Here is a 24,491-nt window from a genome sequence, read left to right on the forward strand (position 1 = left end):
ATATGGGTTGCCTTTGACAGCCCGGCGGGAAGATTAATCAGGCTTCGTAAAAGAACGACTCATCCTGCTGCTTGTGCAGAGTACTGATAATCGCCTGTTCCTGCGTTTCATCCGCTTCAGAGATCCGTTGCTCAGGGTTAATACCCAGACGCTTGAACAGCTGCAGGTCACGATGGGTTTCAGGGTTTGGCGTAGTCAGCAAACACTCACCATAGAATATTGAATTGGCCCCAGCCATAAAGGTCAGCGCCTGCATCTCATCACTCATGCTTTCACGACCGGCAGAGAGGCGCACATGAGACTGTGGCATCATGATCCGGGCCACCGCGATGGTACGGATAAAGTCCAGATTATCCAGATCTTCAGCATTTTCCAGCGGCGTGCCTTTCACTTTAACCAGCATGTTAATGGGTACACTTTCCGGCTGTTGTGGCAGGTTTGCCAGTTGGCGCAACAGACCGATACGGTCGTTGGCCGTTTCACCCATACCCAGAATACCGCCGGAACAGATTTTCATGCCGGATTCCCGCACGTTGTGCAGGGTATCCAGACGATCCTGGTAGGTACGGGTAGTGATAATTTTGTCGTAAAACTCAGGCGAGGTATCGAGGTTATGGTTGTAATAATCCAGACCGGCATCGGCCAGTTGATTCGCTTTATCCTCATCCAGCATCCCCAGGGTCATACAGGTTTCCAGACCCAGGGCCTTAACCCCTTTAACCATTTCGACAACATAAGGCATATCTTTATCCGCCGGATGCTTCCAGGCCGCGCCCATGCAGAAACGGGTTGAGCCGCTCTGTTTGGCTTTCTTCGCCTTTTCCAGCACCGCGTCAACCTGCATCAGACGCTCTTTCTCAAGGCCGGTATTGTAGTGTCCACTCTGCGGGCAGTACTTACAGTCCTCCGGACAAGCACCGGTTTTAATCGACAACAGGGTGCTGACCTGAACTTCATTCGGATTAAAGAACTGGCGATGCACCAGCTGGGCCTTAAACAACAGGTCATTAAATGGCAGACTGAATAGTGCCTGTACTTCCTGCTCGCTCCAGTCGTGTCGAATCTCTGTCTGGTGTTGTTGCATCGCCATGTATATCCTGTATTAGGTCGAAAGATAAAGATTTTAGGGAAAGGCTAATTTTAATCTGACAGAAGGATCTGTCAACCTATGTTCACAAAAAATAAAAACAGATGGTTATTATTTAATCAAATCAGACTTTGTATACTATGCGGTTTACACCCCGCATCCGCCACTCAGGTGTGTAACGCCTGTATCGATGACCTGCCCTGGATCACTAACGCCTGCCAACGCTGCGCCAATCCACTTATAACCGGCAAACAATCTCAGGTTATCTGTCCTACGTGTCAGAAAAAGTCACCGCCGTTTACCCAGGTGATTGCGCCCTTTGAGTACCGGTTTCCGATTGATCAGCTGATTCAACTGGCTAAATTTAATGGCCAGGCCCACTATCTCAACCCGATGGCAGACCTACTCAGTGATCACCTGCACGATAAACCGATGCCCGAGTTGATTATCCCTGTACCTCTGCATCGAAAACGACTGCAGGAGCGCCAGTACAATCAGGCTGCACTGCTGGCACACAGAGTTGCACGCAACCTGGGCGTTCCCTTTAGTAACCGCCTGCTGATCAAAACAGAAAACACACCACACCAGGCAGAACTGGACCGCAAAGCTCGCAGCAAAAATCTACGCAACAGTTTTCACTGTGTCGGTTCGCCGCCGGCGTCCGTCGCGGTGGTAGATGATGTGATGACCACCGGCACCACTGCAGCAGAAATTAGCAAGGTTCTCAAAGCAGCGGGCTGTCAGCAGGTTTATATCTGGATCGTCGCGCGCACGCCAAAAGAGTTGCATTTATTCTGATTTGGCGCTCTTATTACTGTGTAATCAGAAAGTTAACTTTTTCTGTTATGAGCTTATTTCAGTTCTGAGATTGAAAAAAATAATAAACCTTCCTGCTATACCTCAGTAAGGAGTCCGCAATGGATCTGAGCAATATTGGTGACCTGATTGGCGGCCTGGGCCTCTTCCTGCTCGGCATGCAGCTAATGACCGATGGCTTAAAACGTGCTGCCGGCCAGACATTACGTAAAGTTCTTGAAGCCGCCACCCGGTCCAGACTGCGAGGCTTGTTATCCGGCACAGCGATAACCGCATTAGTTAATTCATCCAGTGCCGTCACTGTCGCCACCATCGGTTTTGTTAATGCGGGCCTGCTGAATCTGGGGCAATCGGTGGCCGTCATTTATGGCTGCAATATCGGCAGCACCATGACTGGCTGGCTGGTTGCGACTATCGGTTTCAATTTCAATATCAATGCGTTTGCACTGCCAATGATCGGGGCAGGCATGACAATGCGCCTCGTCGGTGGGGAAAAACGTTACGCCCACCTGGGCACTACACTGACCGGGTTTGGGCTTTTCTTTATCGGCTTGTCATTTCTTAAAGATACCTTTAACGGACTCGAGAACAGCATCCCGTTTGAGGCCATTAGTCAGACAAGCTATGGCCTGGCTCTGTTTGTACTGGCGGGATTCATTCTGACCGTTCTCATTCAGTCTTCCGGTGCAGCCATGGCGATCACGCTATCGATGGCGTCAACCGGAGCAATTCCTTTAGCGACAGCAGGCGCTTTGGTTATTGGTGCTAATCTGGGCACTACCTCCACCGCAGCACTATCCGTCATCGGCGCTACATCAAATGCCAAACGGATCGCCTGCGCTCATGTGTTCTTCAACCTGATTACCGGTACAGTCGGGTTGCTCCTGCTGATAGGGCTGGCGGGAATAATAAACCGATCAAATCTTCAGCAGAGCGTCGACATGGTTATTCTGCTGGCTCTGTTTCACACCCTGTTTAATGTTGTCGGGGTGCTTATCATGTGGCCAATTACGGCACCGATGGTTGCATTTTTAAAGACTCGGTTCCGTCGTGAAGATGAAGATCTTGCTAAGGTCCGCTTTCTGGACAAAAACATTCTCGAAACCCCGCCTCTGGCAGTTGATGCGATGACCCGGGAACTGGGCAGGGTCAGCCGGATGGCCTCAACCCTGGCAAAAGAAGCGCTCAGTGCTGAAACAAGCGACGTCCATCATGTCCAGACACAGGTGCAAATCATCAATAAACTGGTCATTGAGATCGGCAAGTTCAATCAAAAGCTGGCACAACAGCAGATTGGTGAAGAGATCTCACAGATTCTCCCCAGCGCGATGCGGGTAGCCCGTTACTTTAATGAGATGGCGAGACTCTCTGGCCTTATTGTCCAGTACAGTGAACGGTTTCATCAGATTAACGACAGTAATACCCAGCAGGATATCTATGAGCTGAAAAAAATCACCACAAAGATGCTTGATGCTTCGGTGATTAATGATGAAGAGGTCAATGCGGCGTCTGACAGCCGTGCGATATTGCATAAGCTGGAGAAGAAATACCAGAAGATCAAACAGCATGTGCTTGATGCGATGATCGCCGGCCGCCTCAGCCCCGATGAAGGTACCGAGCTACTGGATTCACTTAGCCATATTCATCGACTGGGAGAACAGGCGGAGAAAAGCACCCGTTACTGGAGCAGCCTGATGCCAGTTGAACATCGCGCACCGATTACATCTGATACAGAAGCGACAAAGCCCCTGGAAACTGAGAGCCTTCAGCTTACGGACAGCCCTGAGCCAACCGAGAGCCTTCAGCCAACCGAAAGCCCTCAGGGGTCTGATGATACGGTGGACAGTGACGTCGTAAATAGCGAGGCTGATCACGCAGCCGCCCGAAAAGTCAGCGGATGATAGACTGACAGTAAACTGAACTCATACAATAAACTGATCTTTGATAATGAACTCAACTTTTACATTTGCACCGATAGCCGTTATTCATAGCGGCTATAAAGAAAAGTTTGGTATTCCCCGACAACCGGGACTGGCCGGTTCGATGACCGCCACGGTCGAGCTTTTACCACCCTATAACAGTGCTGATGCGGTGCGCGGACTGGAGCAGTGCAGCCATATCTGGCTGCTGTTTATTTTCAGCGCCTGCGTGGGTAAAGGCTGGTCACCCCTAGTGCGTCCGCCAAGGCTCGGCGGCAATGAAAAGCTGGGCGTGCTGGCCTCCAGATCCCCTTTCCGGCCCAACCCGGTGGGCTTATCGCCGGTGAAGTTAGATGGGATACGTATTGAAGAGTGTCACGTGTACCTCGATGTCAGCGGGGCTGATCTGCTGGATCAGACACCGATCATTGATATTAAGCCCTACCTGCCCTACTCCGACATCATCGGAGAAGCCAGCTTCGAACTGGCCAGCCAGATCGAGACCCTCGATCTGCCAGTGACATTTTCCGACGAAGCGAATCGTGCGCTGGAGCAACATAGCGCCCGGTTAAACCAGCCGTTGCGACAACAGATTAAAGAGGTGTTGCTGTGTGACCCCCGCCCGGCCTATCACAAAAACAACCCGCAACAACGGGAATATGGCATCCGCCTGCACGACCTCAATATTCGCTGGACCATCAGTGACACTGAGGTTCAGGTGAGCGACATCTCGATTGATCAATCATAGTGCACCGACCAGATAAGCGACGAAAAAAAGCAGCGCTAAGCGCTGCTGAAAAGAGGGTACTGAATGAAAGTACCTGAGAGCCTTACTGAGAAAACCTTTCAGATAAACCGGTTACCCCTTAGCAACCGTACGAAATTTACGCGCCAGCCAATAGTCGATGCTGAAATAGCGACCGCCACCGGTAAAGAACAGACTCAGAAGCATAACGAAGTACGTGGCCGCAAACTCGATACCGTTATTCAGTATCACCACCGACCCTTTGCCCGTCAGCCAGTCGTAGTTGCCATGCTCCTTCAGAATCTCTTTAACCCGGCCCAGGCGCTCACTCGCTTCCATAACCTGATCATTTGCCAGCCAGCTGGTACGGTCGGCGATCGCCAGCCAGCCATTATCAATATGCACCGTCAGCGCTGCCACGATCATCGTGATCATCAGTGGAATAGAGATCCAGCGGGTTGCCAGACCAACGATCAACAACATGCCGCCAAAGAACTCTGTACCTGACGCCAGAGCTGCCAACACTTCCGGCATCGGCAGACCCAACCCCCAGTCAGGATTACCAAACCAGGCAGCAGTATCTTCAAAGTGCGAAAGCTTATTGTAGCCAGCCTGCATCAGGACCGGTGCGAGATATAAACGCAATAACAGCGGGGCAATGCCCTCGAACATGCGGGTTTTATCCAGCAGGTCATGCAGTGAGTTGGTATGTTTTACTATTAAATTAGCCATTTTCAGTCCTATACCCCGCAGCAATTATTGCAACGTTCCCAAAATTATCTCTTTATCCCGAAGCTGCTGCAGCACACTCAAGCCACCCGCAACAATCTGCTCGGGCTGAGGGTGCTGCATCTCTTCAGCTATCTGTTGTAACGCCTGCGCACCACTCAGATCGTTATCTTCACTGAGGATATAGAGCAACCGGGCGGTAAGTTGATTGGTTTCCATAAACTTCACCCGATCTTCGCTGTTGCGGTACACCATGAGAAACGTGGCTTGTTCAGGTGGTTGTTCCGGCAAATAATGCTTGCCGATCCGGTGTACTGGATATTGGTACATCAGTGACCAGGCCAGTGGCGACTGCTGCGGATGCCCCTTCAACAGATCACCGCTGCCATCCACGGCAACGTCACTCTGCCTGGCCTCCGATGTATCCAGTGCCAGCTCAACCCATTCATAATGGGCAAGCTCCTGCATAAACGGATGATCCCATGCTTGCGGCTCACGCTGATTGTTCAGCCAGGTCAGAAACGCTTCCGCTATCTCCAGAAAATAGGGGGTTTGGCAGTGACAGTGAGCAAAAAAACTACGCACCATCTGCAGCCAGTCCTCCTCCCGGGTAATCGATCTGAGTACCGGGAATCCACCGCTGATAAAACCTTCAATATTGTTAAAGAACAGTTCCCGATAGATCGCCATACGCCGCTCTTCGACCCCTTCGGGTTTTGGGTGCTTATCCGGATTACGAATATGCGCGGTAAATTGACGTTGCAGTTCGCTAAAGCTAGCGTCAGGTTTTCCGCTTTCAGATAGGTGCATGACGATACTCCTCTGCGGTTACCGGCAGCGCCCGGCGCTGGTGATCACGAATGGTATGCAGTTCCTGTAATAGCTGCGCCATCGGCGGAATATTGAAATCCCGTTCCAACAGGGTTGGCTTAACGCCAAACAGATCGTAGCTCTGCTGCAACAGCGCCCAGACCGGATCGATAACGTCTGCGCCGTGGGTATCCACCAGCAGATCTTCCGCTTCGGTGTAGTGTCCGGCGACGTGGATATAGCTGATCCGCTCACCCGGAATCTGCGTCAGAAATCTGGCTGCATCGTAGTTATGATTCACGCTATTAACATAGATATTGTTCACATCCAGCAACAGATCGCAGTCCGCCTCTTTCAGCACGGCTAGGAGAAACTCGATCTCCGTCATTTCTGAACCGGGAGCCGCATAGTAGGAAACATTCTCAATCGCGATGCGCTGCTGCAAGATATCCTGTGTCTGATGGATACGGCTAACCACATGGTTAACCGCCGCTTCGGTAAAGGGGATCGGCATCAGGTCATACAGATGTCCATCATCGGTACAGTAGCTGAGATGCTCGGAGTAACCCTGAACATTGTGCAACGCCATGAAACCCTTCAGGTTACGCAGAAATTCAGTATCCAGTGGCGAAGAACCGCCCAGTGAAAGAGACAAACCATGAGCAACAAAAGGGAAACGTTCGGTATATTCACGAAACGCCCGACCAAAACGGCCACCTAATCCCATCCAGTTTTCCGGGGCGACTTCCAGAAAATCGATCTGAGAAGCATCGACCTCAGCCAGCGTTTCAGTCATACAACGACGAAAGCCAAGGCCTGCTCCGGATACCTGAAAGGTCTCATTACTCATGGTTTATCCCTTCTTTCTGTTCTCTGTTAATAAAAGCCCCTCAGCAGAGGGGCTTGAGAGCCTGCAGACCAGTGATCAACCCTGAGCTGGTTTTTTATCAGCACCGCATTTGGCTTCACCACATTTGCCTTCGCCGTCCGCTTTGGTTTTTTTATCAGCGCCGCATTTCGCTTCACCACATTTACCTTCACCATCCGCTTTGGCTTTTTTATCAGCGCCACATTTTGCTTCGCCACATTTGCCTTCACCGTCCGCTTTGGCTTTTTTATCAGCACCGCATTTCGCTTCGCCGCATTTGCCTTCAGCGCTTTTGTCGTTACCGGCGACTTCATATCCGGAAGTCAGATCCTGCGCCGCAAACGGGTTATAGGAGGCTGCATTAGCCACCGGCATCATGGTCATGCCGGTCAGCAGAACAACACCTACAGCAGCGGTCATCGGTTTAATTGAAGTCTTGATATTCATGGTTCACCTCGGTTAAATCACATTAATTTAGTGTTAAATAATTATCAGGTTGCCTCACTGGGGTCTGGTCATGCGGACCTCAATTTGCGTTCCCTCTGAAGTTGTATCCACTATAAAATTGCAATCTGAAACAAAGCTGAAAGCATGAAAATAAATTAAGTTCGATTTATCTTTATGAATAAATTAGTATATTAGCCATTTCTAATTTTAAGTCAGTCATCGAGACATAATTCTATGAGCAACTTGCCAGAGCAGACCTCCGCATCAAAGCTGGAGCACTTTCCTATCACCTTCTTTGCAATGATCATGGGTATGACCGGTTTAACCCTGGTATGGGAAAAAGCGACCACCGTGTTTGCCGCGCCCCCTATCATCGGCCATATACTGCTGACACTCACCGCCTGCCTGTTTCTGATTCTGGCATTGATATATCTGATGAAAATCATGCTAAAAACATCTGCCGTCGTAGAAGAGTTTCAGCACCCGATTAAGCTCAGCTTCTTCCCTGCCTTCAGCATTAATATGATCCTGCTGAGTATCGCCACCCTGTCTATATCCGAACAGTTGTCATTTATCCTCTGGAGCGTCGGTACAGCTCTGCACCTGATGCTGACGATCTATGTCTTGAATCAATGGATCCACCACATCAAGTTTCAGGTAATCCATATGACGCCCTCCTGGTTCATTCCTATCGTCGGTAATATTCTGGTGCCCATTGCAGGGGTCGAACATGGCTATACCGAACTCAGCTGGTTCTTTTTCTCGATCGGTATCATCTATTGGATTGTGCTGAAGACGCTGGTACTGAACCGCATGATGTTCCATGATCCGATGCCGCAAAAGCTGTTACCCACAATGTTTATACTGATTGCGCCCCCCGCTGTCGGGTTTGTCTCTTATATGAAACTCAACGGTGAACTGGATAACTTTGCCCGTATCCTCTTCTATGCAGCGATGTTTCTTCTCATACTATTAATGAGTCAGCTGCCGCGCTTTACCCGGATAAAATTCTTTCTTTCCTGGTGGGCGTACTCTTTCCCGCTGGCGGCATCCGCAATTGCCGCTCAGCTAATGTATGTCACCCTGGGGCAACCCTTTTACTACTACCTGGCACTGGGTCTGATCAGCCTTGCAACCGTGGTCATCACTCTGCTCTTTTTCCGTACCCTGCTGGCAGTGATCCGCAATGAGATCTGTGTGCCGGAATAAACGCGTTGCCGATTTGCTTTCTTAATAAAACCGGGCTGTAATAGCCCGGTTTTTCATTAAGATAACGTTCTTCAGGGCGTCATGAACAGGGCACATGCATGAGTATCTCCAGCGAACAGATCCGTTTTGATCAGCAACATATCTGGCACCCCTACTCGTCGATGATCAACCCACCCGCTGCTTATCCGGTGGTTTCTGCAGAAGGCGTCCGACTGACACTGGCTGACGATACTCAACTGATCGATGGGATGGCATCCTGGTGGTCGGTAATTCACGGCTATAACAACCCCTCGCTGAATGCAGCGGCTCATGCTCAGATCGATAGCGTCTCCCATGTGATGTTTGGCGGGCTGACTCACGAGCCTGCCATTGAGCTGTGTAAACAGCTGGTCGAGATGACCGCTGAACCACTACAGAAAGTCTTTCTGGCGGATTCAGGTTCCGTAGCCGTTGAGGTTGCTCTGAAGATGGCGATCCAGTACTGGCACGCTAAAGGCCAGCCGGAGAAACACCGGCTAATCACCATCCGTAATGGCTATCACGGCGACACTTTCGGTGCGATGTCGGTGTGTGACCCGGTGACCGGGATGCATGAGATCTTCAGCGGAGTCCTGCCACAGCAGTTCTTTGCCCCGGCGCCGCAGGTTAAGTATGGCCAGCCCTGGGACGCCAGTGATTGCACAGAGCTGGAAAGACTGATTGTTGAACATCATGGGGAGATCGCCGCGCTGATACTGGAGCCGATTGTTCAGGGCGCAGGCGGAATGCGCTTTTATCACCCCGAATACCTGAAAAAGGCACGTCAGCTCTGTGATGATTATAATCTGCTGTTGATCGCTGATGAGATCGCTACCGGCTTTGGCCGCAGCGGCAAGCTGTTTGCCTGTGACCACGCTGGCATTTCGCCTGATATCCTCTGTCTGGGTAAAGCGATCACCGGCGGTTATATGACGCTGGCCGCCACCCTTACCACCACCGAGATTGGCGAGACGATCTCCGCCGGTGGCGCGGGCTGCTTTATGCATGGCCCCACCTTTATGGGTAACCCTCTGGCCTGTGCAGTAGCTAACGCCAGCCTGAAGCTACTGCGCGAATCCGACTGGCAAAGCAATATTGCCCGGATCGAACAGCAACTGAAACAGGGGCTGGCGCCCTGCGCTGAGCTGAGCTCAGTCGCCGAAGTTCGCTGTCTTGGGGCTATCGGTGTCGTGGAGATGAAACAGCCGGTGGTCACCGCCGATATCCAGCCATTGTTTGTTGAACGGGGCATCTGGATACGCCCCTTCGGTAAACTGGTCTACGTGATGCCACCCTATGTGATGTCCGATGAAGACCTGCAGACACTGACTTCGGGGATCTGTGAGGTGATTCGGCAGTATTCAGAGTAGTCGTTCTGAATACCCTTATTGGCAGGGGAGTCACTGCTGGCCTGATCAATGACCCGGAAAACGCGCGAGTGGATAAAAAAGCTCCGACAATTGCCAGAGCTTATCAGAACCGATGAAGTTGAAAATGATAGGCTTAACGACTGAACACCCCGGTCGACAGATAGCGATCACCGCGGTCACAGATAATACAGACGATAATGGCGTTTTCCACTTCACGAGCTAAACGTAACGCCCCCGACACAGAGCCACCGGATGATACACCACAAAAGATACCTTCCTGACGAGCCAGTGCACGCATCGTTTGTTCCGCTTCATCCTGAGTAATATCAATCACCCGATCAACCCGGGAGGCATCGAAGATCTTCGGCAGGTACGCTTCTGGCCAGCGCCGGATACCAGGAATCGCCGCGCCCTCTGCCGGCTGCAGGCCGACAATCTGAACATTCGGATTCTGCTCTTTAAGATAACGGGAGGTGCCCATAATCGTTCCGGTGGTGCCCATAGCGCTGACAAAATGGGTGATGCGTCCATCGGTCTGTTGCCAGAGTTCCGGCCCGGTACCCCGATAATGCGCCTCGGGATTATCCATATTAGCAAACTGATCAAGCACGATACCTTTGCCCTCCGCCTGCATCTGCAGCGCCAGGTCACGGGCACCTTCCATCCCCTGCTCTTTGGTTACCGGGATCAGCTGGGCACCGTAGGCGGTCATCGAGGTTTTTCGCTCCTCACTGCTGTTATCCGGCATGATCAGCGTCATGTTGTAGCCTTTGATCGCCGCCGCCATCGCCAGGGCGATGCCGGTATTTCCGGAGGTCGCTTCGATCAGGGTATCGCCGGGCTTTATCAGGCCCCGTTGTTCTGCCAGCTGAATCATGCTGATCGCCGGACGATCTTTTACCGACCCGGCCGGATTATTACCCTCCAGCTTGCAGAGCACGGTATTGCCGCGCCCAACATCAAGTCGCTGCAGGCGAACCAGCGGTGTATTACCGACATAATCTTCAATGGTTGGAAAGTTCATACTCATAAGCCTGCGCACCAGCCGGTCTTCGATCAGAACATATAGTTATAACCGAAGAGAATTAAAAAAGGATTTTATATACCAAAAACAATAAAAGAAATAGTACCGGGGGATGCAACAAAGCTCAATAAAAATAGATAGCCGGACAGATCAGCGGGATAAAATAGAGATTTACGTCAGGATTCGGCAACGGCAAAAGCAACAATATGATCGGTTTCATCGCTGTAAGAGATGTGAATCTGCCGAATGCCCAGCAGGTCGGCTTTCTCCAGCGCACCACCGTTCAGTTCCAGCAATGGACGACCTAAGGAATCGTAGGTAATGTTAAAATGTTGCCAGCTGATCCCCCGGCCAATACCGGTGCCCAGTGCTTTTACCGCCGCCTCTTTTGCCGCAAAGCGTTTAGCCAGAAAATTAATCGGCTGGGTGCTGCTGTGGAACTGCTCCAACTCCTGCGCAGTCAGAATCCGCTCGGCAAGTCTCGGAGTGCGCTCCAGGGCCTTGCCGATACGGCGGATATCCAGCAGATCGGTGCCAACACCAACGATCATTGGCGCACAGCGTCCCGCAACGATTGCACCCGCACCTGAGTTTCCATCATCAGCCGGCGCATCTCGGCAATCGCCTCTTTCAAGCCAACAAAGACCGCCCGGGCAATAATACCATGACCAATGTTCAGCTCGTTGATCTCTGGTATCTCCGCGATCTGCTCAACATTATGATAGTTAAGGCCATGACCAGCATTGACGATCAACCCTTTTCTGAAAGCATAGGCCGCGGCCTCTTTGATTCGCGCCAGTTCAGCTTTTTGTTCAGCTGCATTCTCAGCATCGGCGTAGCCACCGGTATGCAGCTCGATAACCGGCGCACCGCACTCGACGGTGGCATCAATCTGCTTCTTATCCGGATCGATAAACAAAGACACTTCGATACCTGCTGCCGCCAGCCGATCACAGGCCGCTTTCACCTTAGCTTTCTGACCAACCACATCCAGGCCACCCTCAGTGGTCAGCTCTTCGCGTTTTTCCGGCACCAGACAGGTATGCCCCGGCTTTACTTTTTCCGCGATACCGACCATCTCATCGGTGACGGCCATCTCAAAGTTCATCCGCGTCTGCAACGTCTCAGCCAGCAGATAGATATCACGGTCCTGAATGTGCCGACGGTCTTCCCGCAGGTGGACGGTGATGCCATCGGCACCAGCCTCTTCTGCCAGAGCAGCAGCCTGCACCGGATCAGGATAACGGGTGCCCCGTGCCTGACGCAGTGTGGCGATGTGATCGATATTAACACCCAGTAGTAAACGGCTTGGCTCTACCACGGTAAACCTCTTCTAAGACAACAATGAAAATAACAGAAACAGAGCTTACTAGAATCACACCCGGAGAAATAGTCTGGCTCTGTGTTTCAGACGCTATTGCTTTCAAATCAACTATTTTCAAGCACAGGCGATTTCGAACAATTCACCGTCACGGGTTATAACTGCGGCAGAATACTCTTTGGAGTGTATCCCTGTAACAGCTCGCGGCTGCGCAGAGGCCTGCTACCCAGCTGAGTTTCCAGTGCCAACCGCATCAAACGCTTGGCAGCCCGGCGTATCTCCGGACGATGGTATGCTTCCGCAACTATGCCCTGTAGCTGATCTCCGCTAAAACAGAAGGGTTTGAGACTCTCAGTCACCTGGCTTACCGGGATAAACCCTTGTGATGGCTCATAGCGGTAGATCAACGCTGGCTGGCACTGCTGAACATCGAACTGATAACCCAGCTGTTGCAGCAGATGCTGTTCAAAGGTTCGCAACGCCAGTTCGATATCGGTGGCCGCGCGCAGCTCATTCAACACGTACTGATAATAAACATACAATTGGGGATGTGGATCAGAGGGTTGCAGCAGACGCTCAAGTAGCTCATTGACATAGAGGCCGCAGATCAGCGCACTGCCTTTGAGGAACAACGGCGCGGCGACCGCTTCCGCCTGAATCAGGGTTTTCAGTTCGTGACGACCGCGCCAGCTGACCTGTAACGGGGTAAACGGTTGCATCATGGCGCGCATTCGGGAACGGGGGCTACGAGCCCCTTTGACAACGGCGCTGACTTTACCCTGTTCCAGGGTGAAAAGATCAACCAGCAGACTGGTTTCCCGGTAAGGGCGGGTATGCAGGACATAAGCAGCCTGAGCTTCAACCTGATAACTCATTGGCTGCCTTTAATCACTCGATATCGTTATATCCGAGGCTACGCAGCGCACGTTCGTCATCCGACCAGTTACTGCGCACTTTCACCCAGAGGTTAAGCATCACTTTGGAATCAAACATCTTTTCCATATCGAGACGAGCATCGCGGCCGATCCCTTTGATCTTGTCACCCTTGTCGCCGATAACGATCCGCTTTTGTCCTTCACGCTCAACCAGAATCAGTGCGCTGATAATCAGAATGCCCCGCTCATTGCGTTTAAACTCTTCAATCTCGACGGTGGTTCCATAAGGTACTTCGTCGCCAAGATTGCGCATCAGCTTCTCGCGCACCAGCTCGGACGCCAGAAAACGTGAGCTTCGATCGGTAATCTGATCATCCGGGTAAAAGTGCATGCTTTTCGGCAGCTGTTCATTGATCACCACCTCGAGGCGATCAACACTGGTGCCGTTTTTAGCCGAGATAGGGATAATCTCCAGAAACTCCATCTTGCTGGACAACTTTTCCAGATGCGGCAGCAACGATTCTTTATCGTCCAGCTGGTCGATCTTGTTGATCACCAGAATCACCGGGCACTTAATCCCTCCCAGTTTTTCAAAAACGATCTCATCCTCTTCTGTCCAGGCAGTCCGGTCGATAATAAACACCACCACATCAACATCGCGCAGGGCTGAACTGGCGGCTTTGTTCATATAACGGTTGATCGCTTTGTCCTGATCTTTATGCAGTCCGGGAGTATCAACATAGACCGCTTGAACATCACCCTCGGTTTTTATACCGACAATCTGGTGACGGGTGGTCTGCGGCTTTCGCGAAGTAATACTAAGCTTCTGCCCCAGAATTTTGTTCATCAGCGTCGATTTACCCACATTCGGGCGACCCACAATGGCCACAAAGCCACAGCGCTCATTTTCGTTGGGCTGATCTAACAGATAACTCAGGTCGCGACTCATGATTTAACTACCTTCAGTTTATCCAGCGCCTTTTTGGCAGCGTTCTGTTCAGCCTGACGCCGACTGCTACCTTTGCCTTCCGTAGGCTGGTCCAGCAATGTCACAGCACAACGAATTTCAAAGGTCTGTTTGTGGGCTTCACCGCTAACAGACAGCAATTCATAATCGGGCAACGGTGCCCGACGTGACTGCAGAAACTCCTGCAGCCGCGTTTTAGAGTCTTTCTGAGTATCCTCCAGCGAGGTTTGCTCCAGACGGGAGTGGTACCAGCCGAGAATATAGGGCCTGCACCGGTCCATATTACTATCAAGATAGATAGCACCGATGATCGCCTCGACGGTATCCGCGAGGATAGAATCGCGTCGGTATCCACCGCTTTTCAGCTCACCAGAGCCAAGCCGCAGATAATCACCCAGCTTCATCTCCCGTGCCAGTTCGGCCAGGGTTTCCCCTTTAACCAACTGCGCCCGCAACCGACTCAACTGGCCCTCCTTTGCTTCAGGAAAACGCCGGTAGAGCGCTTCAGCAATGACGAAGTTCAGTATCGAGTCCCCAAGAAACTCTAACCGTTCATTATTGCGCTTCCCGTGGCTACGGTGAGTGAGAGCTAACTCGATCATGCTCTCATCTTTAAACTGATAACCCAGCTTTTTAGCCAGGTCGGTGGCAGGCTTAATAATCAACGGACAATCACTTCATATTGCTCATGGAATTTCACCACAGCATCAACATTATAGAACATAGGTACGGTGATATCGTATTGCAGAGTCAGGGTTTTCACTCCCTCTTTAATATCAATCTGAATAGCGTCCTGAACCGGCAGATGCACCTGATTGATACGCAGCCGTTTAGAGATTTTCATTCGGGTCTCTGTCGGTGAGTCCTTTTTAGTTTCAGGCTCATCAACCAGCTCCTCCATCATCGAGGTCACCAGACTGTGATCCCAGTAGACCGGAAACAACTTCATTCCGACGGCAAAGAAAACTCCCGCAACGATCAGAATGATCATCAGAGAGAAAAATGACACGCCCCGCTGTTTATTTCGTATTGACATAACTTACCCCAATTTTCCTTTTAACGGATAGTTCGTACATCACTGAAGTCAGGCAGCGTAAAGAACCCCTGCCAATGCATCCAGACCGCGAAAGCTTTACCAACCAGCAACTCATCAGGTACAAAGCCCCAAAAACGACTATCGTTACTGTTGTCACGGTTATCACCCATAACAAAATACTGCCCTTCAGGTACTACCCATTCGGCAGGCCTGCGTGGCGGAGCGATATCGCGGTAGATCTGATGATTTACATCCCCCAGCATCTCGTCAATCAGCAGTAACCGGGGATTCTGCGGAGGCAATTGCTCCAGCAATACCTGAGTCTGAGGCTGACCATTGATATAAATCGTTTTATCCTGGTAGGTCACCTGGTCGCCCGGTAGCCCAACAACCCGCTTAATGTAATTCACGCCAGGATCTTTGGGGTACTTAAACACCACTACATCGCCCCGTTGTGGGTCATTCATCGGCAGAATTTTAGTACCGATCACCGGCAAGCGAAAGCCGTAGTGCCACTTGCTAACCAGAATAAAGTCACCGATTTTAAGCGTCGGTTTCATCGAGCCGGAAGGGATCTGAAACGGCTCAACAATGAATGAACGCAGAATCAGCACCACCAGCAAGACCGGAAACAAGGAGCGGCACAGGTCAACAACGCCATTCTCTTTACTCAGCTGTTCCAGCGTTGCCACAGGCAGATCACCGTTTGCCTGCTGTGCGGCTGCCAGCCTTGCCTTACGAGGCCCTGCCAGTAGCACCCGGTCATACACCCAACCCAGCGCGGTCAAAAAGGTAAGTATCACCAATATCAGTGCAAAATCAAAATCCATGCGAATACGTCCTAGCTATCAACTTTCAAAACTGCAAGGAAGGCATCCTGAGGTATCTCAACCCTTCCCACCTGCTTCATCCGTTTCTTACCTTCTTTCTGTTTCTGCAACAGTTTCTTCTTACGGCTGACATCACCACCATAACATTTAGCGATTACGTTTTTACGCAGCGCCTTAACATTGGTCCGGGAGATAATTTTACCACCGATAGCCGCCTGAATGGCGACATCGAACATCTGTCGGGGGATCAGCTCTTTCATTTTTTCACACAGCAGACGCCCCCGGTAAGGCGCATTATCTTTATGCAGAATCACTGCCAGGGCATCTACCTTTTCACCGTTAATCAGGATATCCAGGCGCACCAACTGAGCCGGCTCAAAGCGAACAAAGTTATACTCGAGTGACGCATAACCCCGACTGACCGATTTCAGGCGGTCGAAAAAGTCCAGTACAACCTCAGCCATCGGCAGTTCATAGGAAACCTGAACCTGATTACCGACGAAATTCATATTTTTCTGCATACCCCGTTTTTCAACGCAGAGTCCGATTACCTGCCCCAGATATTCCTGAGGTACCAGAATATTGGCCTCAACAATCGGTTCACGCATCTCTTTGACTGATCCAGGATCCGGCAGTTTTGACGGGCTATCAATCTTCACCACTTCGCCATTGGTCAGCAACAGCTCATAGATTACCGTTGGCGCAGTAGTGACCAGATCCAGGTCGTATTCCCGTTCCAGACGCTCCTGAATGATCTCCATATGCAGCATCCCGAGGAAGCCACAACGGAAACCGAAGCCCAGGGCATCAGATGATTCAGGTTCAAAAAACAGGGACGCATCATTCAGGGTCAGTTTGTCCAGCGCCTCACGAAAATCTTCATAATCATCGGAACTGGTCGGGAAAAGACCGGCATAAACCTGCGGCTGAACCCGTTTAAAACCGGGCAGCGTTTCTACATCAGGCGTTTTGGCATGGGTGATGGTATCGCCCACCGGCGCACCATGAATATCTTTGATCCCGGCTACCACATAACCCACTTCACCGGCTCGTAACACGCCGGTTTCTGTGCGTTTAGGGGTAAAGATGCCAACACCCTCAACCGGTTGGACCTGGCGGTTAGATTTGATCAGAATTTTATCTTTCTTACGCAGCGTGCCCTGTTTTACCCGCACCAGAGAGACAACACCCAGATAGTTATCGAACCAGGAGTCAATAATCAGCGCCTGCAACGGAGCATCAGGATCACCTTCCGGTGGCGGGATGTATTTAACCAGTGCTTCGAGTACATCATCGATACCCAGACCGCTTTTGGCACTACAGGCAACCGCATTGTCCGCATCAATACCGATCACTTCCTCAATCTCCTGGCGTACCCGGTCAGGCTCGGCTTGTGGCAGGTCCATCTTATTGAGGATAGGCAGCACTTCAAGCCCCTGTTCCAGCGCGGTATAACAGTTTGCAACCGACTGGGCTTCAACACCCTGTGCCGCATCGACAACCAGTAATGCGCCTTCACACGCAGCCAGAGAACGAGACACCTCGTAGCTAAAGTCGACATGTCCAGGGGTATCGATAAAGTTAAGCTGGTAAATCTTGCCATCTTTGGCGGTATAGTTCAGCGTAACGCTCTGCGCCTTGATCGTGATTCCGCGCTCTCGCTCAATATCCATAGAGTCAAGAACCTGCTGCTCCATTTCACGGGCTTCCAACCCCCCACAGGTCTGAATAAAGCGATCAGCCAGGGTAGACTTACCATGGTCAATATGGGCAATAATCGAAAAGTTACGGATGTGTTCGAGCTTACTCACTACGGAATCACCAGCTAATAAAAGGAACCATGCAACCCCATTGTTAGGGCGCAATTCTGAAGCGGGCAAGTGTACCGTATTTCATCTGTTTCGACCATCAAAGAGAAACACAGCTGAAAATAAACAGAGGGGCTGAAAGCCCCTCTGAATCACACTGATCTATTTGAGTTTAAGGGGGATAAACATCGGACTACCACGACGGACTATTCTCATCGGCACCGCTTTGTTCTCCGGCAAAACATCCACCACGCTGGCAAATTTATCGATCGAATCAATCTCTTCACCGTTAAGCATGGTAATCACATCACCCACCATCAAACCGGAGTCCGCACCCGCGCCCTCATCAACCTGACGCACCACAACACCATCGGTCACGCTCAACCGCTCACGCAGCTGATCGTCCAGTGCACTGAGTTTTATATTCAGTCGGTTAGTTGATGCTTTTTCCTCACTTTTGGCCGATGCTTTTAACTCTTCACCCTGAGCCGGCAGCAAACCAATCGTCACCGTAATTGTCTGTTTCTTGCCATTGCGGACAACGCCAACCTTCGCATCGGTTTCCGGAGGGATACGTCCAACCTGGTGAGGTAAGTCTCCAGAGCGGTCAATCGGAACACCATTGAAACTATAGATAATATCGCCCTCCTGCAGGGCTGCAGCTTCTGCAGGGCTATCTGGCAGAACTTTGGCAACCAAAGCGCCTTCAGGCTTGTCCAGACCAAAAGATTCAGCCAGATCCCGGCTGACTTCCTGAATAATTACGCCCAGCCAGCCCCGGCTGACTTTACCGTTATCTTTGAGCTGATCAACCACCTCCATCGCAACATTCATCGGGATAGAGAAAGACAACCCCATAAACCCACCGGATCGTGTATAGATCTGGGAGTTGATACCGATCACCTCGCCATCCATGTTGAACAGCGGGCCTCCTGAGTTACCCGGGTTGATGGCAACATCGGTTTGAATAAACGGCACATAGGTTTCGTTTGCCAGGCTTCTGTCTGTGGCACTGATAATTCCGGCAGTCACTGAATGATCAAATCCGAATGGTGAACCAATAGCGAGCACCCACTCACCAACTTCAGCTTTGTCGGAATCACCAATCTTCACTACAGGAAGATCTGTCGCATTAATTTTTAACAACGCGACATCAGAGCGCTTATCCGAGCCAATGATCTGCGCTTCCAGCTCCCGCCGATCGCTCAGGCGAACAATCACTTTATCGGCATCAGCAATAACATGGTGATTAGTCAGAATATAGCCATCTTCCGAAATAATAAATCCAGACCCTAATGACTGCGGAGCTTTATGCCGGGGGGCGTTACCATAACCTTCAGGAATGCGGAAAAAATGCTTAAAAATATCCGGGATCTCCTGCCCGTCAGGAAGCTGCATATCCGGCGCCCCGCGTACCTGACTATGGATCTGCTGGACTGTACTAATATTGACGACTGAAGGGGAGGTCTGCTTAACCAGATATTTAAACTCTGGCAACGCAGCATGCACACTACTCACACACAACCAGAAAAGAACCAGACTAAAAGTCGCTCTGACTAGTTTCATATCGTTTGTCCTGTATATCAGTTATTACTACAAATAGATCAGACTCTGCGAAGCAGCACCGGTCGGTAACTGCAGTTCCGGCTTATCAGGCCGGATATAAAGCGGGTTAGCAAAAATCCGCCTGCCAACCCTAAAGCAGCACTTAAAATCACTTTAGGTTCAGAAAAACCCAAAACCTGCACCGTCACTGAAAAGATAAACATCACCAGCAAAGGCAGTAAATAAACAAGAAATGAAGCAGTTATAAACGAACGTTCGCCAACGCCCAGAGTAACCTCATCATCCACCCCTACCTCAAGGTGTTGCGGGTTATCAACCTGAATTTCCATCCGTTTACCGTCACCCACCTTGGCTAACAAACTTTGTCCGCAGCCCTTTTGCGCGCTACAGCTGGAACAGGCACTCTGTTTAACCGTTTCGACCCATACCGATTCTGAATCGATACGTACAACACGTCCATTCTCTTCAAGCATCTTACTTACTGTATTTTTTCAATTGAGTTAGCGACACGGTCAGCAACCATCAGCGGAACATCGCCGACAACAGTTACAAAGAACTGATCTACTTTCTTGCCAATCGCAACCATATTGCCCATCTGGGTAGCACCCTCTGGGACCGCTGCGTCTTCAGTACGCTCAATACTCAGCGTAAAAGAGTTTACACCATTACTGAAAACGGTCAGTTCTGCACCCGGGGCCATCGCGTTCTTCACCGCGGAATACCCTTCCGGAATCCAGCCAGGCGTAGAACTGACCAGTTTTCCCTGACGCAATACATTATGCTGACGGATATAACTGTTCAAGCCGGCGTTAAAGCGAATGATGTTATCATTGCCATTATCGCTTTGATGCGAGATACGCGGCGCACCGAACTGAGCTCTCATCAAATCACGAGACGGAGCAAAGCTAGGCTGAACATTGGTTGTAGCAGGCTGAGGTGCCTGTGCAAGCCCGGTGTCTACAGACTGCTGTGGATTCAGCGTGAAATTCTGCCCTCCCAGAATAACGATCGCGGTAACCGACGCAGCAACAGCCATACTGATCAGCGGCTTAAAGAAGCTTTTGCCTGACGGGCCAGTTTTTTCAGCGGCGTTCGCTGAACTAACCTCAAACGCTGGCTCAGCGTCAATCGCATTCATAATTGATGCACTTATATCACCCGCACCCAGCTGCTCATTTTTCAGCAGCGAACTGGCTACATGGTAGCGCCGCCACTGACCTGAGAGCTCTTTATTGTCAGCACTCTGCTTTAACAGGCTGCGTAACTCAAAGTCACCAACTTCATTATCCATCAATGCAGAAAGAGCTTCTTTGGGTTGTTCGCTCATTGGCCAACTCCTAACGGATTAAGTATCTGTTTAACAGCTATCGGCAAAACCGCTTCACCGACTATAATTATAAAAATTAGCTGCCTGATGTAACATTCTTTCTAAACGGGCTGACTAATCCAGTAATGGAGCAATCTCTTTATCAATCGCTTCCCGCGCCCGGAATATGCGCGATCGCACAGTACCAACCGGACAATCCATAATCTGAGCTATATCTTCATAACTCAGGCCATCAAACTCCCGCAGAGACAACGCAGCCCGAAGATCCTGAGGCAGTTTATCCATCGCCTCTCTGACCACCCGTGCCAGCTCATCCCGATACAAACTATTTTCAGGGGTCTCAATATCTTTTAACCCGCTATCACCCTCAAAATGATGTGCATCATCTACATCGACATCCATATCGGGCGGTCTGCGACCTTTTGCGACCAAATGATTCTTGGCCGTATTGATCGCAATCCGATATAGCCACGTATAGAAAGCACTATCACCGCGAAAATTGGGTAGTGCCCGATAGGCTTTAATAAAAGCCTCCTGAGACACATCCATCGCTTCGTGATGGTCATATACATACCGACCAATCAGGCCAATAATTTTATGCTGGTATTTCTTAACCAACAGATCAAAGGCAGTTTTATCACCTTCCTGAACACGCCTGACCAGCTTATGATCTATCGATGCTTGGCTCTCGCTGGACATTCGATTCCTTATTGTATGAACAGTTCCAAACTAATGTAGCTGCTTACAGCTTCAAGGAAGTATGAATGCCACCCCCTATTTAGTGCAACCCTTTACCTGAGCTGAACTTAAAGTTATATCGTAAGAGCACTATGCCGTAACTAAGTTCCATAAACCTTAAAAAAAAATCAATAATTATCCCCTCGCTATGGCTCCTGACACGGGTTCAGGCAATAATTAGCGACTAATTGATAGCAGTTGAGAATCCGCAGATGAGTAATGAGTTTCAGTACGATGTCTTAATTATTGGCAGCGGAGCATCTGGGCTGGGGCTTGCCCTGCAACTACCTGACACATGCAAAATTGCGGTACTCAGCAAAGCCAGCCTGACCAGCGGATCCACATATCAGGCCCAGGGCGGTGTCGCCGCGGTACTTGATGATACCGACAGCACCCAGGCGCATATTCAGGACACCATCACCGCCGGCGCCAACCTGAGCCGCAGAGATGCTGTTGCGTTTACGGTTGAGCACGGAAAAGAGAGTATCGACTGGCTTATTCAACAAGGTGTACCTTTTACCCGGGAAGGCAATGAATATCACCTCACCAAAGAGGGTGGTCATAGTCATCGTCGTATTATTCACTCAGCCGATGCTACCGGCCAGGCGATTCAGCATACACTCATCGAGCGAGCCCGCGCGTGCAGCAACATTGACCTGTTTGAAGATCGCATCGCGGTAGACCTGATCACCCGCCATAAATTAAACCTCGCCGACAACCGCTGTATCGGTGCATACGTACTAAACCACAACACAGGCCATGTCGACGTGTTTAAAGCCGGGTCAACGGTTCTGGCTACCGGTGGTGTCAGCAAAGCCTATCTCTACACCAGCAATCCAGACGGAGCCTCAGGAGACGGCATCGCAATGGCGTGGCGGGCAGGCTGCAGAGTGGGCAATCTGGAATTTAATCAGTTTCACCCAACCTGCCTTTACCACCCCCAGGCAAAATCATTTCTGATATCTGAAGCCGTGCGCGGCGAAGGTGGAAAGCTGCGGTTACCCGATGGTAGCCGCTTTATGGATAAGTTTGATGAACGTGGCGAACTGGCACCCCGGGACATTGTAGCCAGAGCAATTGACCATGAGATGAAACGACTCGGCTGTGATTGCCTGTTTCTGGACATCTCTCATAAGCCTGCAGAATTTATCAAACAACACTTCCCAACAATCTATGAACGCTGTCTTAAATACGGTATTGATATTACCAAAGAAGCCATCCCCGTCGTCCCTGCAGCCCACTACACATGTGGCGGAGTAATGACCAACCAGCATGGTATGAGCGATGTTGACGGACTTTATGCCATCGGCGAGACATCATTTACCGGACTCCACGGCGCCAACAGACTTGCCAGTAACTCTCTTCTTGAATGTATTGTCTATGCATCATCAGCGGCAAAACACATTGTCAGCCACAACCACCCACTTGGGGAGTTACCCGAGATTCCCGCCTGGGATGAAAGCCAGGTAACCAACTCAGATGAAGACGTTATTATCGCGCACAACTGGGACGAGCTACGCCGTTTCATGTGGGATTACGTCGGCATCGTAAGAACCAATAAGCGGTTACAGCGGGCCAAACACAGAGTCGACCTGTTACAACAGGAGATCAGTGAGTATTACAGTAACTACAAAGTCAGCCGTGACCTGCTGGAACTGCGAAATCTCGCGGTTGTATCTGACCTGATTATACGCTCAGCGATGCAACGCCAGGAAAGCCGTGGCCTGCACTATACACTGGATTATCCGGAAACAGGTGCAGAAGCAAGAGACACCATCCTGACACCGGTTAACTATGACTGGCGCTAACCGGTGGCGGCGCAAATCGCAATAAAACCCTGAGTTTTCTAAAATGATCAGCCGTCACACTATCACGCCAGATAACCACCGATACAGAACGACTCTGTCCCCGCAATTTCAGCTTTAACCCCAGCAACAGAGGATAATTAAGCCTCTGTTGTATCACTTCCACTTCTCTCCAGTCACCCTCTCCCAGACAGACGACTACCGTTTTTCGTTCAGCAAGCCAGCGTATGCCGGTCACACAGCGAGGATGCGTCAGCGTAATAACACGAGGCCAGCAAAAGGCTAAGTAACAGATACAAAGAATTGAAAGAATAAACTGAAAAGTAACACTCAGGCCCGAGGTCCAGAGCGAAAAAAATGATAAAGCAGTGAGCAGCAGAAATACCCCCCGCGCCACAACAGAGGGCATTACATTAATTTGCAGTGGGCTGAACACGATCCAGAATAATCCGCACGATACGTTGCATATCAGGATCTTCAGCCTCTTCCCGCTCCATCAGCCAGACAAACAGATCGGTATCTTCACAGGCCAGAAGTTTCACAAAACGGTCCTGATCATCCTCCGCCAGGTCCTTAAAAGCGTCTTCAATGAATGGTACAAACAACACATCCAGTTCCAGCATACCTCTTCGGCTTTGCCAGCGTAAACGGCGAATATCTTCTTCGGTGTACATGATCGACCTGCTTAATAATAAAGAACGAATTATCGCGGTTATCGCGCCAAGGATTAAAACAAGGTACGCAATATATAAAACAATCGACCCTCCTAGCAAGTCAAACAAGGGGCAGTTCCGGTTAATAATGACAGGAATCATATAAGATCAGTCGCCAGACGTGAAAAGTCAGCAGCTAGACCGCTGCTTCGCAGCTCGCTAGAACGGAGCCTGCGGCTCCTGCTAGAAAAAGCCGGGAGCCAGAGAGGCTGGATTGTAAAACATCGCGACGAGGTACCCGCTTACGAAGCATCTTTCCCTGAGGATGACACTCACCCCCGCTAGGAAGGCTCTTACGCTTGTTCTAACCACTAGCAGGCGCGCAGCGTCGTTCTAGCAAGCGACGCAGTCGCGTCTCGACACGTCTTTGTTTCAATCCGCGTAGTGGCGTCTAAACGAAAAAAGCCCCGATCATGTTAATGATCGGGGCTGTTTCGTAATTAGGTGCTTGGCGATGACCTAC

26 protein-coding genes are annotated in these 24,491 nt (G+C 50.6%); 6 read left to right on the forward strand and 20 right to left on the reverse strand.

Going from position 1 to position 24,491, the window contains the following annotated elements; translation table 11 throughout:
- Nucleotides 1-37: 37 nt before the first annotated feature.
- On the reverse strand, nt 38-1,084 hold the full coding sequence (gene bioB / locus Q0499_RS00130; RefSeq protein WP_299194518.1) for a biotin synthase BioB: 1,047 nt from the start codon (nt 1,082-1,084) through the stop codon (nt 38-40).
- An 84-nt stretch (nt 1,085-1,168) separates the two neighbouring features.
- Here bioB and Q0499_RS00135 point away from each other — a divergent pair, with 84 nt between their 5' ends.
- The 3 genes from Q0499_RS00135 to tsaA all read left to right on the forward strand — a co-directional run bounded on the left by Q0499_RS00135 (nt 1,169) and on the right by tsaA (nt 4,570).
- Nucleotides 1,169-1,885, forward strand: coding sequence for a ComF family protein (locus Q0499_RS00135; RefSeq protein WP_299194457.1), 717 nt, complete (start codon nt 1,169-1,171; stop codon nt 1,883-1,885).
- Nucleotides 1,886-2,004: 119 nt separating this feature from the next.
- Entirely contained in the window at nt 2,005-3,804 is a 1,800-nt protein-coding gene (locus tag Q0499_RS00140) for a Na/Pi symporter (RefSeq protein ID WP_299194459.1), read from the forward strand.
- Between the two features lie 46 nt (nt 3,805-3,850).
- Complete coding sequence (gene tsaA, locus Q0499_RS00145; protein ID WP_299194461.1) at nt 3,851-4,570, forward strand: tRNA (N6-threonylcarbamoyladenosine(37)-N6)-methyltransferase TrmO; 720 nt, start codon at nt 3,851-3,853, stop codon at nt 4,568-4,570.
- Between the two features lie 111 nt (nt 4,571-4,681).
- Here the strand turns inward: tsaA and Q0499_RS00150 are convergent, their stop codons facing one another.
- From Q0499_RS00150 to Q0499_RS00165, 4 genes are all read right to left on the reverse strand, one after another.
- Entirely contained in the window at nt 4,682-5,299 is a 618-nt protein-coding gene (locus Q0499_RS00150; RefSeq protein ID WP_299194463.1) for a DoxX family protein, read from the reverse strand.
- 24 nt (nt 5,300-5,323) lie between these two features.
- Nucleotides 5,324-6,106, reverse strand: a complete 783-nt coding sequence (locus tag Q0499_RS00155) for a putative DNA-binding domain-containing protein (RefSeq protein WP_299194465.1) — start codon at nt 6,104-6,106, stop codon at nt 5,324-5,326.
- Nucleotides 6,093-6,956 (reverse strand): DUF692 domain-containing protein, encoded by an 864-nt coding sequence (locus tag Q0499_RS00160; RefSeq protein ID WP_299194468.1) that lies wholly within the window; start codon nt 6,954-6,956, stop codon nt 6,093-6,095. Before Q0499_RS00160 ends, Q0499_RS00155 begins: the two co-directional genes overlap by 14 nt.
- A gap of 75 nt (nt 6,957-7,031) precedes the next feature.
- Nucleotides 7,032-7,421: a hypothetical protein gene (locus Q0499_RS00165; RefSeq protein WP_363317754.1), complete on the reverse strand. Its 390-nt coding sequence runs from the start codon at nt 7,419-7,421 to the stop codon at nt 7,032-7,034.
- 234 nt (nt 7,422-7,655) lie between these two features.
- On the opposite strand from Q0499_RS00165, the gene Q0499_RS00170 reads away from it, so the two are divergent.
- Together Q0499_RS00170 and bioA are read left to right on the forward strand one after the other, a co-directional pair.
- Nucleotides 7,656-8,630: an SLAC1 anion channel family protein gene (locus Q0499_RS00170; RefSeq protein WP_299194470.1), complete on the forward strand. Its 975-nt coding sequence runs from the start codon at nt 7,656-7,658 to the stop codon at nt 8,628-8,630.
- A gap of 98 nt (nt 8,631-8,728) precedes the next feature.
- Nucleotides 8,729-10,018: an adenosylmethionine--8-amino-7-oxononanoate transaminase gene (gene bioA, locus Q0499_RS00175; protein ID WP_299194473.1), complete on the forward strand. Its 1,290-nt coding sequence runs from the start codon at nt 8,729-8,731 to the stop codon at nt 10,016-10,018.
- A 133-nt stretch (nt 10,019-10,151) separates the two neighbouring features.
- On the opposite strand, the gene cysM is transcribed toward bioA, so the two are convergent.
- The 13 genes from cysM to rpoE all read right to left on the reverse strand — a co-directional run bounded on the left by cysM (nt 10,152) and on the right by rpoE (nt 21,471).
- Entirely contained in the window at nt 10,152-11,048 is an 897-nt protein-coding gene (gene cysM, locus Q0499_RS00180) for a cysteine synthase CysM (protein ID WP_299194476.1), read from the reverse strand.
- A gap of 170 nt (nt 11,049-11,218) precedes the next feature.
- Complete coding sequence (gene acpS, locus Q0499_RS00185; protein WP_299194478.1) at nt 11,219-11,593, reverse strand: holo-ACP synthase; 375 nt, start codon at nt 11,591-11,593, stop codon at nt 11,219-11,221.
- Nucleotides 11,590-12,363: a pyridoxine 5'-phosphate synthase gene (pdxJ, locus tag Q0499_RS00190; RefSeq protein WP_299194481.1), complete on the reverse strand. Its 774-nt coding sequence runs from the start codon at nt 12,361-12,363 to the stop codon at nt 11,590-11,592. The genes acpS and pdxJ overlap by 4 nt, the downstream gene beginning before the upstream one ends.
- 155 nt (nt 12,364-12,518) lie before the next feature.
- Nucleotides 12,519-13,238 carry a DNA repair protein RecO gene (recO, locus tag Q0499_RS00195; RefSeq protein WP_299194484.1) on the reverse strand — a complete coding sequence of 240 codons (720 nt, stop codon included), beginning with the start codon at nt 13,236-13,238 and terminating at the stop codon, nt 12,519-12,521.
- A gap of 13 nt (nt 13,239-13,251) precedes the next feature.
- A complete protein-coding gene (era, locus tag Q0499_RS00200) occupies nt 13,252-14,187 on the reverse strand; it encodes a GTPase Era (protein ID WP_299194487.1) in 936 nt (311 codons plus the stop codon).
- Nucleotides 14,184-14,870, reverse strand: a complete 687-nt coding sequence (gene rnc / locus Q0499_RS00205) for a ribonuclease III (protein ID WP_299194490.1) — start codon at nt 14,868-14,870, stop codon at nt 14,184-14,186. Before rnc ends, era begins: the two co-directional genes overlap by 4 nt.
- Nucleotides 14,867-15,241, reverse strand: coding sequence for a DUF4845 domain-containing protein (locus Q0499_RS00210; RefSeq protein ID WP_299194492.1), 375 nt, complete (start codon nt 15,239-15,241; stop codon nt 14,867-14,869). Before Q0499_RS00210 ends, rnc begins: the two co-directional genes overlap by 4 nt.
- A 20-nt stretch (nt 15,242-15,261) precedes the next feature.
- Nucleotides 15,262-16,071, reverse strand: coding sequence for a signal peptidase I (gene lepB, locus Q0499_RS00215; protein ID WP_299194495.1), 810 nt, complete (start codon nt 16,069-16,071; stop codon nt 15,262-15,264).
- Nucleotides 16,072-16,082: 11 nt separating this feature from the next.
- Nucleotides 16,083-17,882 (reverse strand): translation elongation factor 4, encoded by a 1,800-nt coding sequence (gene lepA / locus Q0499_RS00220; protein ID WP_299194497.1) that lies wholly within the window; start codon nt 17,880-17,882, stop codon nt 16,083-16,085.
- Nucleotides 17,883-18,041: 159 nt separating this feature from the next.
- On the reverse strand, nt 18,042-19,445 hold the full coding sequence (locus tag Q0499_RS00225; protein WP_299194500.1) for a DegQ family serine endoprotease: 1,404 nt from the start codon (nt 19,443-19,445) through the stop codon (nt 18,042-18,044).
- 38 nt (nt 19,446-19,483) lie between these two features.
- On the reverse strand, nt 19,484-19,918 hold the full coding sequence (locus Q0499_RS00230; protein WP_299194502.1) for a SoxR reducing system RseC family protein: 435 nt from the start codon (nt 19,916-19,918) through the stop codon (nt 19,484-19,486).
- A gap of 5 nt (nt 19,919-19,923) precedes the next feature.
- On the reverse strand, nt 19,924-20,772 hold the full coding sequence (locus tag Q0499_RS00235; protein ID WP_299194505.1) for a MucB/RseB C-terminal domain-containing protein: 849 nt from the start codon (nt 20,770-20,772) through the stop codon (nt 19,924-19,926).
- 114 nt (nt 20,773-20,886) lie between these two features.
- Nucleotides 20,887-21,471 carry an RNA polymerase sigma factor RpoE gene (gene rpoE / locus Q0499_RS00240; RefSeq protein ID WP_299194508.1) on the reverse strand — a complete coding sequence of 195 codons (585 nt, stop codon included), beginning with the start codon at nt 21,469-21,471 and terminating at the stop codon, nt 20,887-20,889.
- 251 nt (nt 21,472-21,722) lie between these two features.
- Here rpoE and nadB point away from each other — a divergent pair, with 251 nt between their 5' ends.
- On the forward strand, nt 21,723-23,318 hold the full coding sequence (nadB, locus tag Q0499_RS00245) for an L-aspartate oxidase (protein ID WP_299194511.1): 1,596 nt from the start codon (nt 21,723-21,725) through the stop codon (nt 23,316-23,318).
- Here nadB and Q0499_RS23630 read toward each other — a convergent pair.
- Together Q0499_RS23630 and Q0499_RS00250 are read right to left on the reverse strand one after the other, a co-directional pair.
- Nucleotides 23,299-23,724: a protein YgfX gene (locus tag Q0499_RS23630; RefSeq protein WP_363317755.1), complete on the reverse strand. Its 426-nt coding sequence runs from the start codon at nt 23,722-23,724 to the stop codon at nt 23,299-23,301. The two genes, nadB and Q0499_RS23630, sit on opposite strands and share 20 nt — an antisense overlap.
- Before the next feature lie 4 nt (nt 23,725-23,728).
- Complete coding sequence (locus tag Q0499_RS00250; protein ID WP_299194513.1) at nt 23,729-23,989, reverse strand: succinate dehydrogenase assembly factor 2; 261 nt, start codon at nt 23,987-23,989, stop codon at nt 23,729-23,731.
- Nucleotides 23,990-24,491: the final 502 nt, after the last annotated feature.

The sequence above is a fragment of the uncultured Amphritea sp. genome (genome assembly GCF_937127095.1).
Classification (GTDB): Bacteria; Pseudomonadota; Gammaproteobacteria; order Pseudomonadales; family Balneatricaceae; genus Amphritea.

Excerpts from the sequence above, each read along its gene's own strand:
- Q0499_RS00235 (WP_299194505.1), bottom strand. The coding sequence starts at position 20,772 with ATGAGCGAACAACCCAAAGAAGCTCTTTCTGCATTGATGGATAATGAA.
- era (WP_299194487.1), bottom strand. The coding sequence starts at position 14,187 with ATGAGTCGCGACCTGAGTTATCTGTTAGATCAGCCCAACGAAAATGAG.
- Q0499_RS00170 (WP_299194470.1), top strand. The coding sequence starts at position 7,656 with ATGAGCAACTTGCCAGAGCAGACCTCCGCATCAAAGCTGGAGCACTTT.
- tsaA (WP_299194461.1), top strand. The coding sequence starts at position 3,851 with ATGAACTCAACTTTTACATTTGCACCGATAGCCGTTATTCATAGCGGC.
- Q0499_RS00160 (WP_299194468.1), bottom strand. The coding sequence starts at position 6,956 with ATGAGTAATGAGACCTTTCAGGTATCCGGAGCAGGCCTTGGCTTTCGT.
- recO (WP_299194484.1), bottom strand. The coding sequence starts at position 13,238 with ATGAGTTATCAGGTTGAAGCTCAGGCTGCTTATGTCCTGCATACCCGC.
- lepB (WP_299194495.1), bottom strand. The coding sequence starts at position 16,071 with ATGGATTTTGATTTTGCACTGATATTGGTGATACTTACCTTTTTGACC.
- nadB (WP_299194511.1), top strand. The coding sequence starts at position 21,723 with ATGAGTAATGAGTTTCAGTACGATGTCTTAATTATTGGCAGCGGAGCA.
- cysM (WP_299194476.1), bottom strand. The coding sequence starts at position 11,048 with ATGAGTATGAACTTTCCAACCATTGAAGATTATGTCGGTAATACACCG.
- bioB (WP_299194518.1), bottom strand. The coding sequence starts at position 1,084 with ATGCAACAACACCAGACAGAGATTCGACACGACTGGAGCGAGCAGGAA.
- Q0499_RS00230 (WP_299194502.1), bottom strand. The coding sequence starts at position 19,918 with ATGCTTGAAGAGAATGGACGTGTTGTACGTATCGATTCAGAATCGGTA.
- acpS (WP_299194478.1), bottom strand. The coding sequence starts at position 11,593 with ATGATCGTTGGTGTTGGCACCGATCTGCTGGATATCCGCCGTATCGGC.
- Q0499_RS23630 (WP_363317755.1), bottom strand. The coding sequence starts at position 23,724 with ATGCCCTCTGTTGTGGCGCGGGGGGTATTTCTGCTGCTCACTGCTTTA.
- Q0499_RS00150 (WP_299194463.1), bottom strand. The coding sequence starts at position 5,299 with ATGGCTAATTTAATAGTAAAACATACCAACTCACTGCATGACCTGCTG.
- bioA (WP_299194473.1), top strand. The coding sequence starts at position 8,729 with ATGAGTATCTCCAGCGAACAGATCCGTTTTGATCAGCAACATATCTGG.
- Q0499_RS00140 (WP_299194459.1), top strand. The coding sequence starts at position 2,005 with ATGGATCTGAGCAATATTGGTGACCTGATTGGCGGCCTGGGCCTCTTC.
- Q0499_RS00165 (WP_363317754.1), bottom strand. The coding sequence starts at position 7,421 with ATGAATATCAAGACTTCAATTAAACCGATGACCGCTGCTGTAGGTGTT.
- Q0499_RS00135 (WP_299194457.1), top strand. The coding sequence starts at position 1,169 with ATGTTCACAAAAAATAAAAACAGATGGTTATTATTTAATCAAATCAGA.
- Q0499_RS00210 (WP_299194492.1), bottom strand. The coding sequence starts at position 15,241 with ATGTCAATACGAAATAAACAGCGGGGCGTGTCATTTTTCTCTCTGATG.
- rpoE (WP_299194508.1), bottom strand. The coding sequence starts at position 21,471 with ATGTCCAGCGAGAGCCAAGCATCGATAGATCATAAGCTGGTCAGGCGT.
- Q0499_RS00250 (WP_299194513.1), bottom strand. The coding sequence starts at position 23,989 with ATGTACACCGAAGAAGATATTCGCCGTTTACGCTGGCAAAGCCGAAGA.
- Q0499_RS00225 (WP_299194500.1), bottom strand. The coding sequence starts at position 19,445 with ATGAAACTAGTCAGAGCGACTTTTAGTCTGGTTCTTTTCTGGTTGTGT.
- Q0499_RS00155 (WP_299194465.1), bottom strand. The coding sequence starts at position 6,106 with ATGCACCTATCTGAAAGCGGAAAACCTGACGCTAGCTTTAGCGAACTG.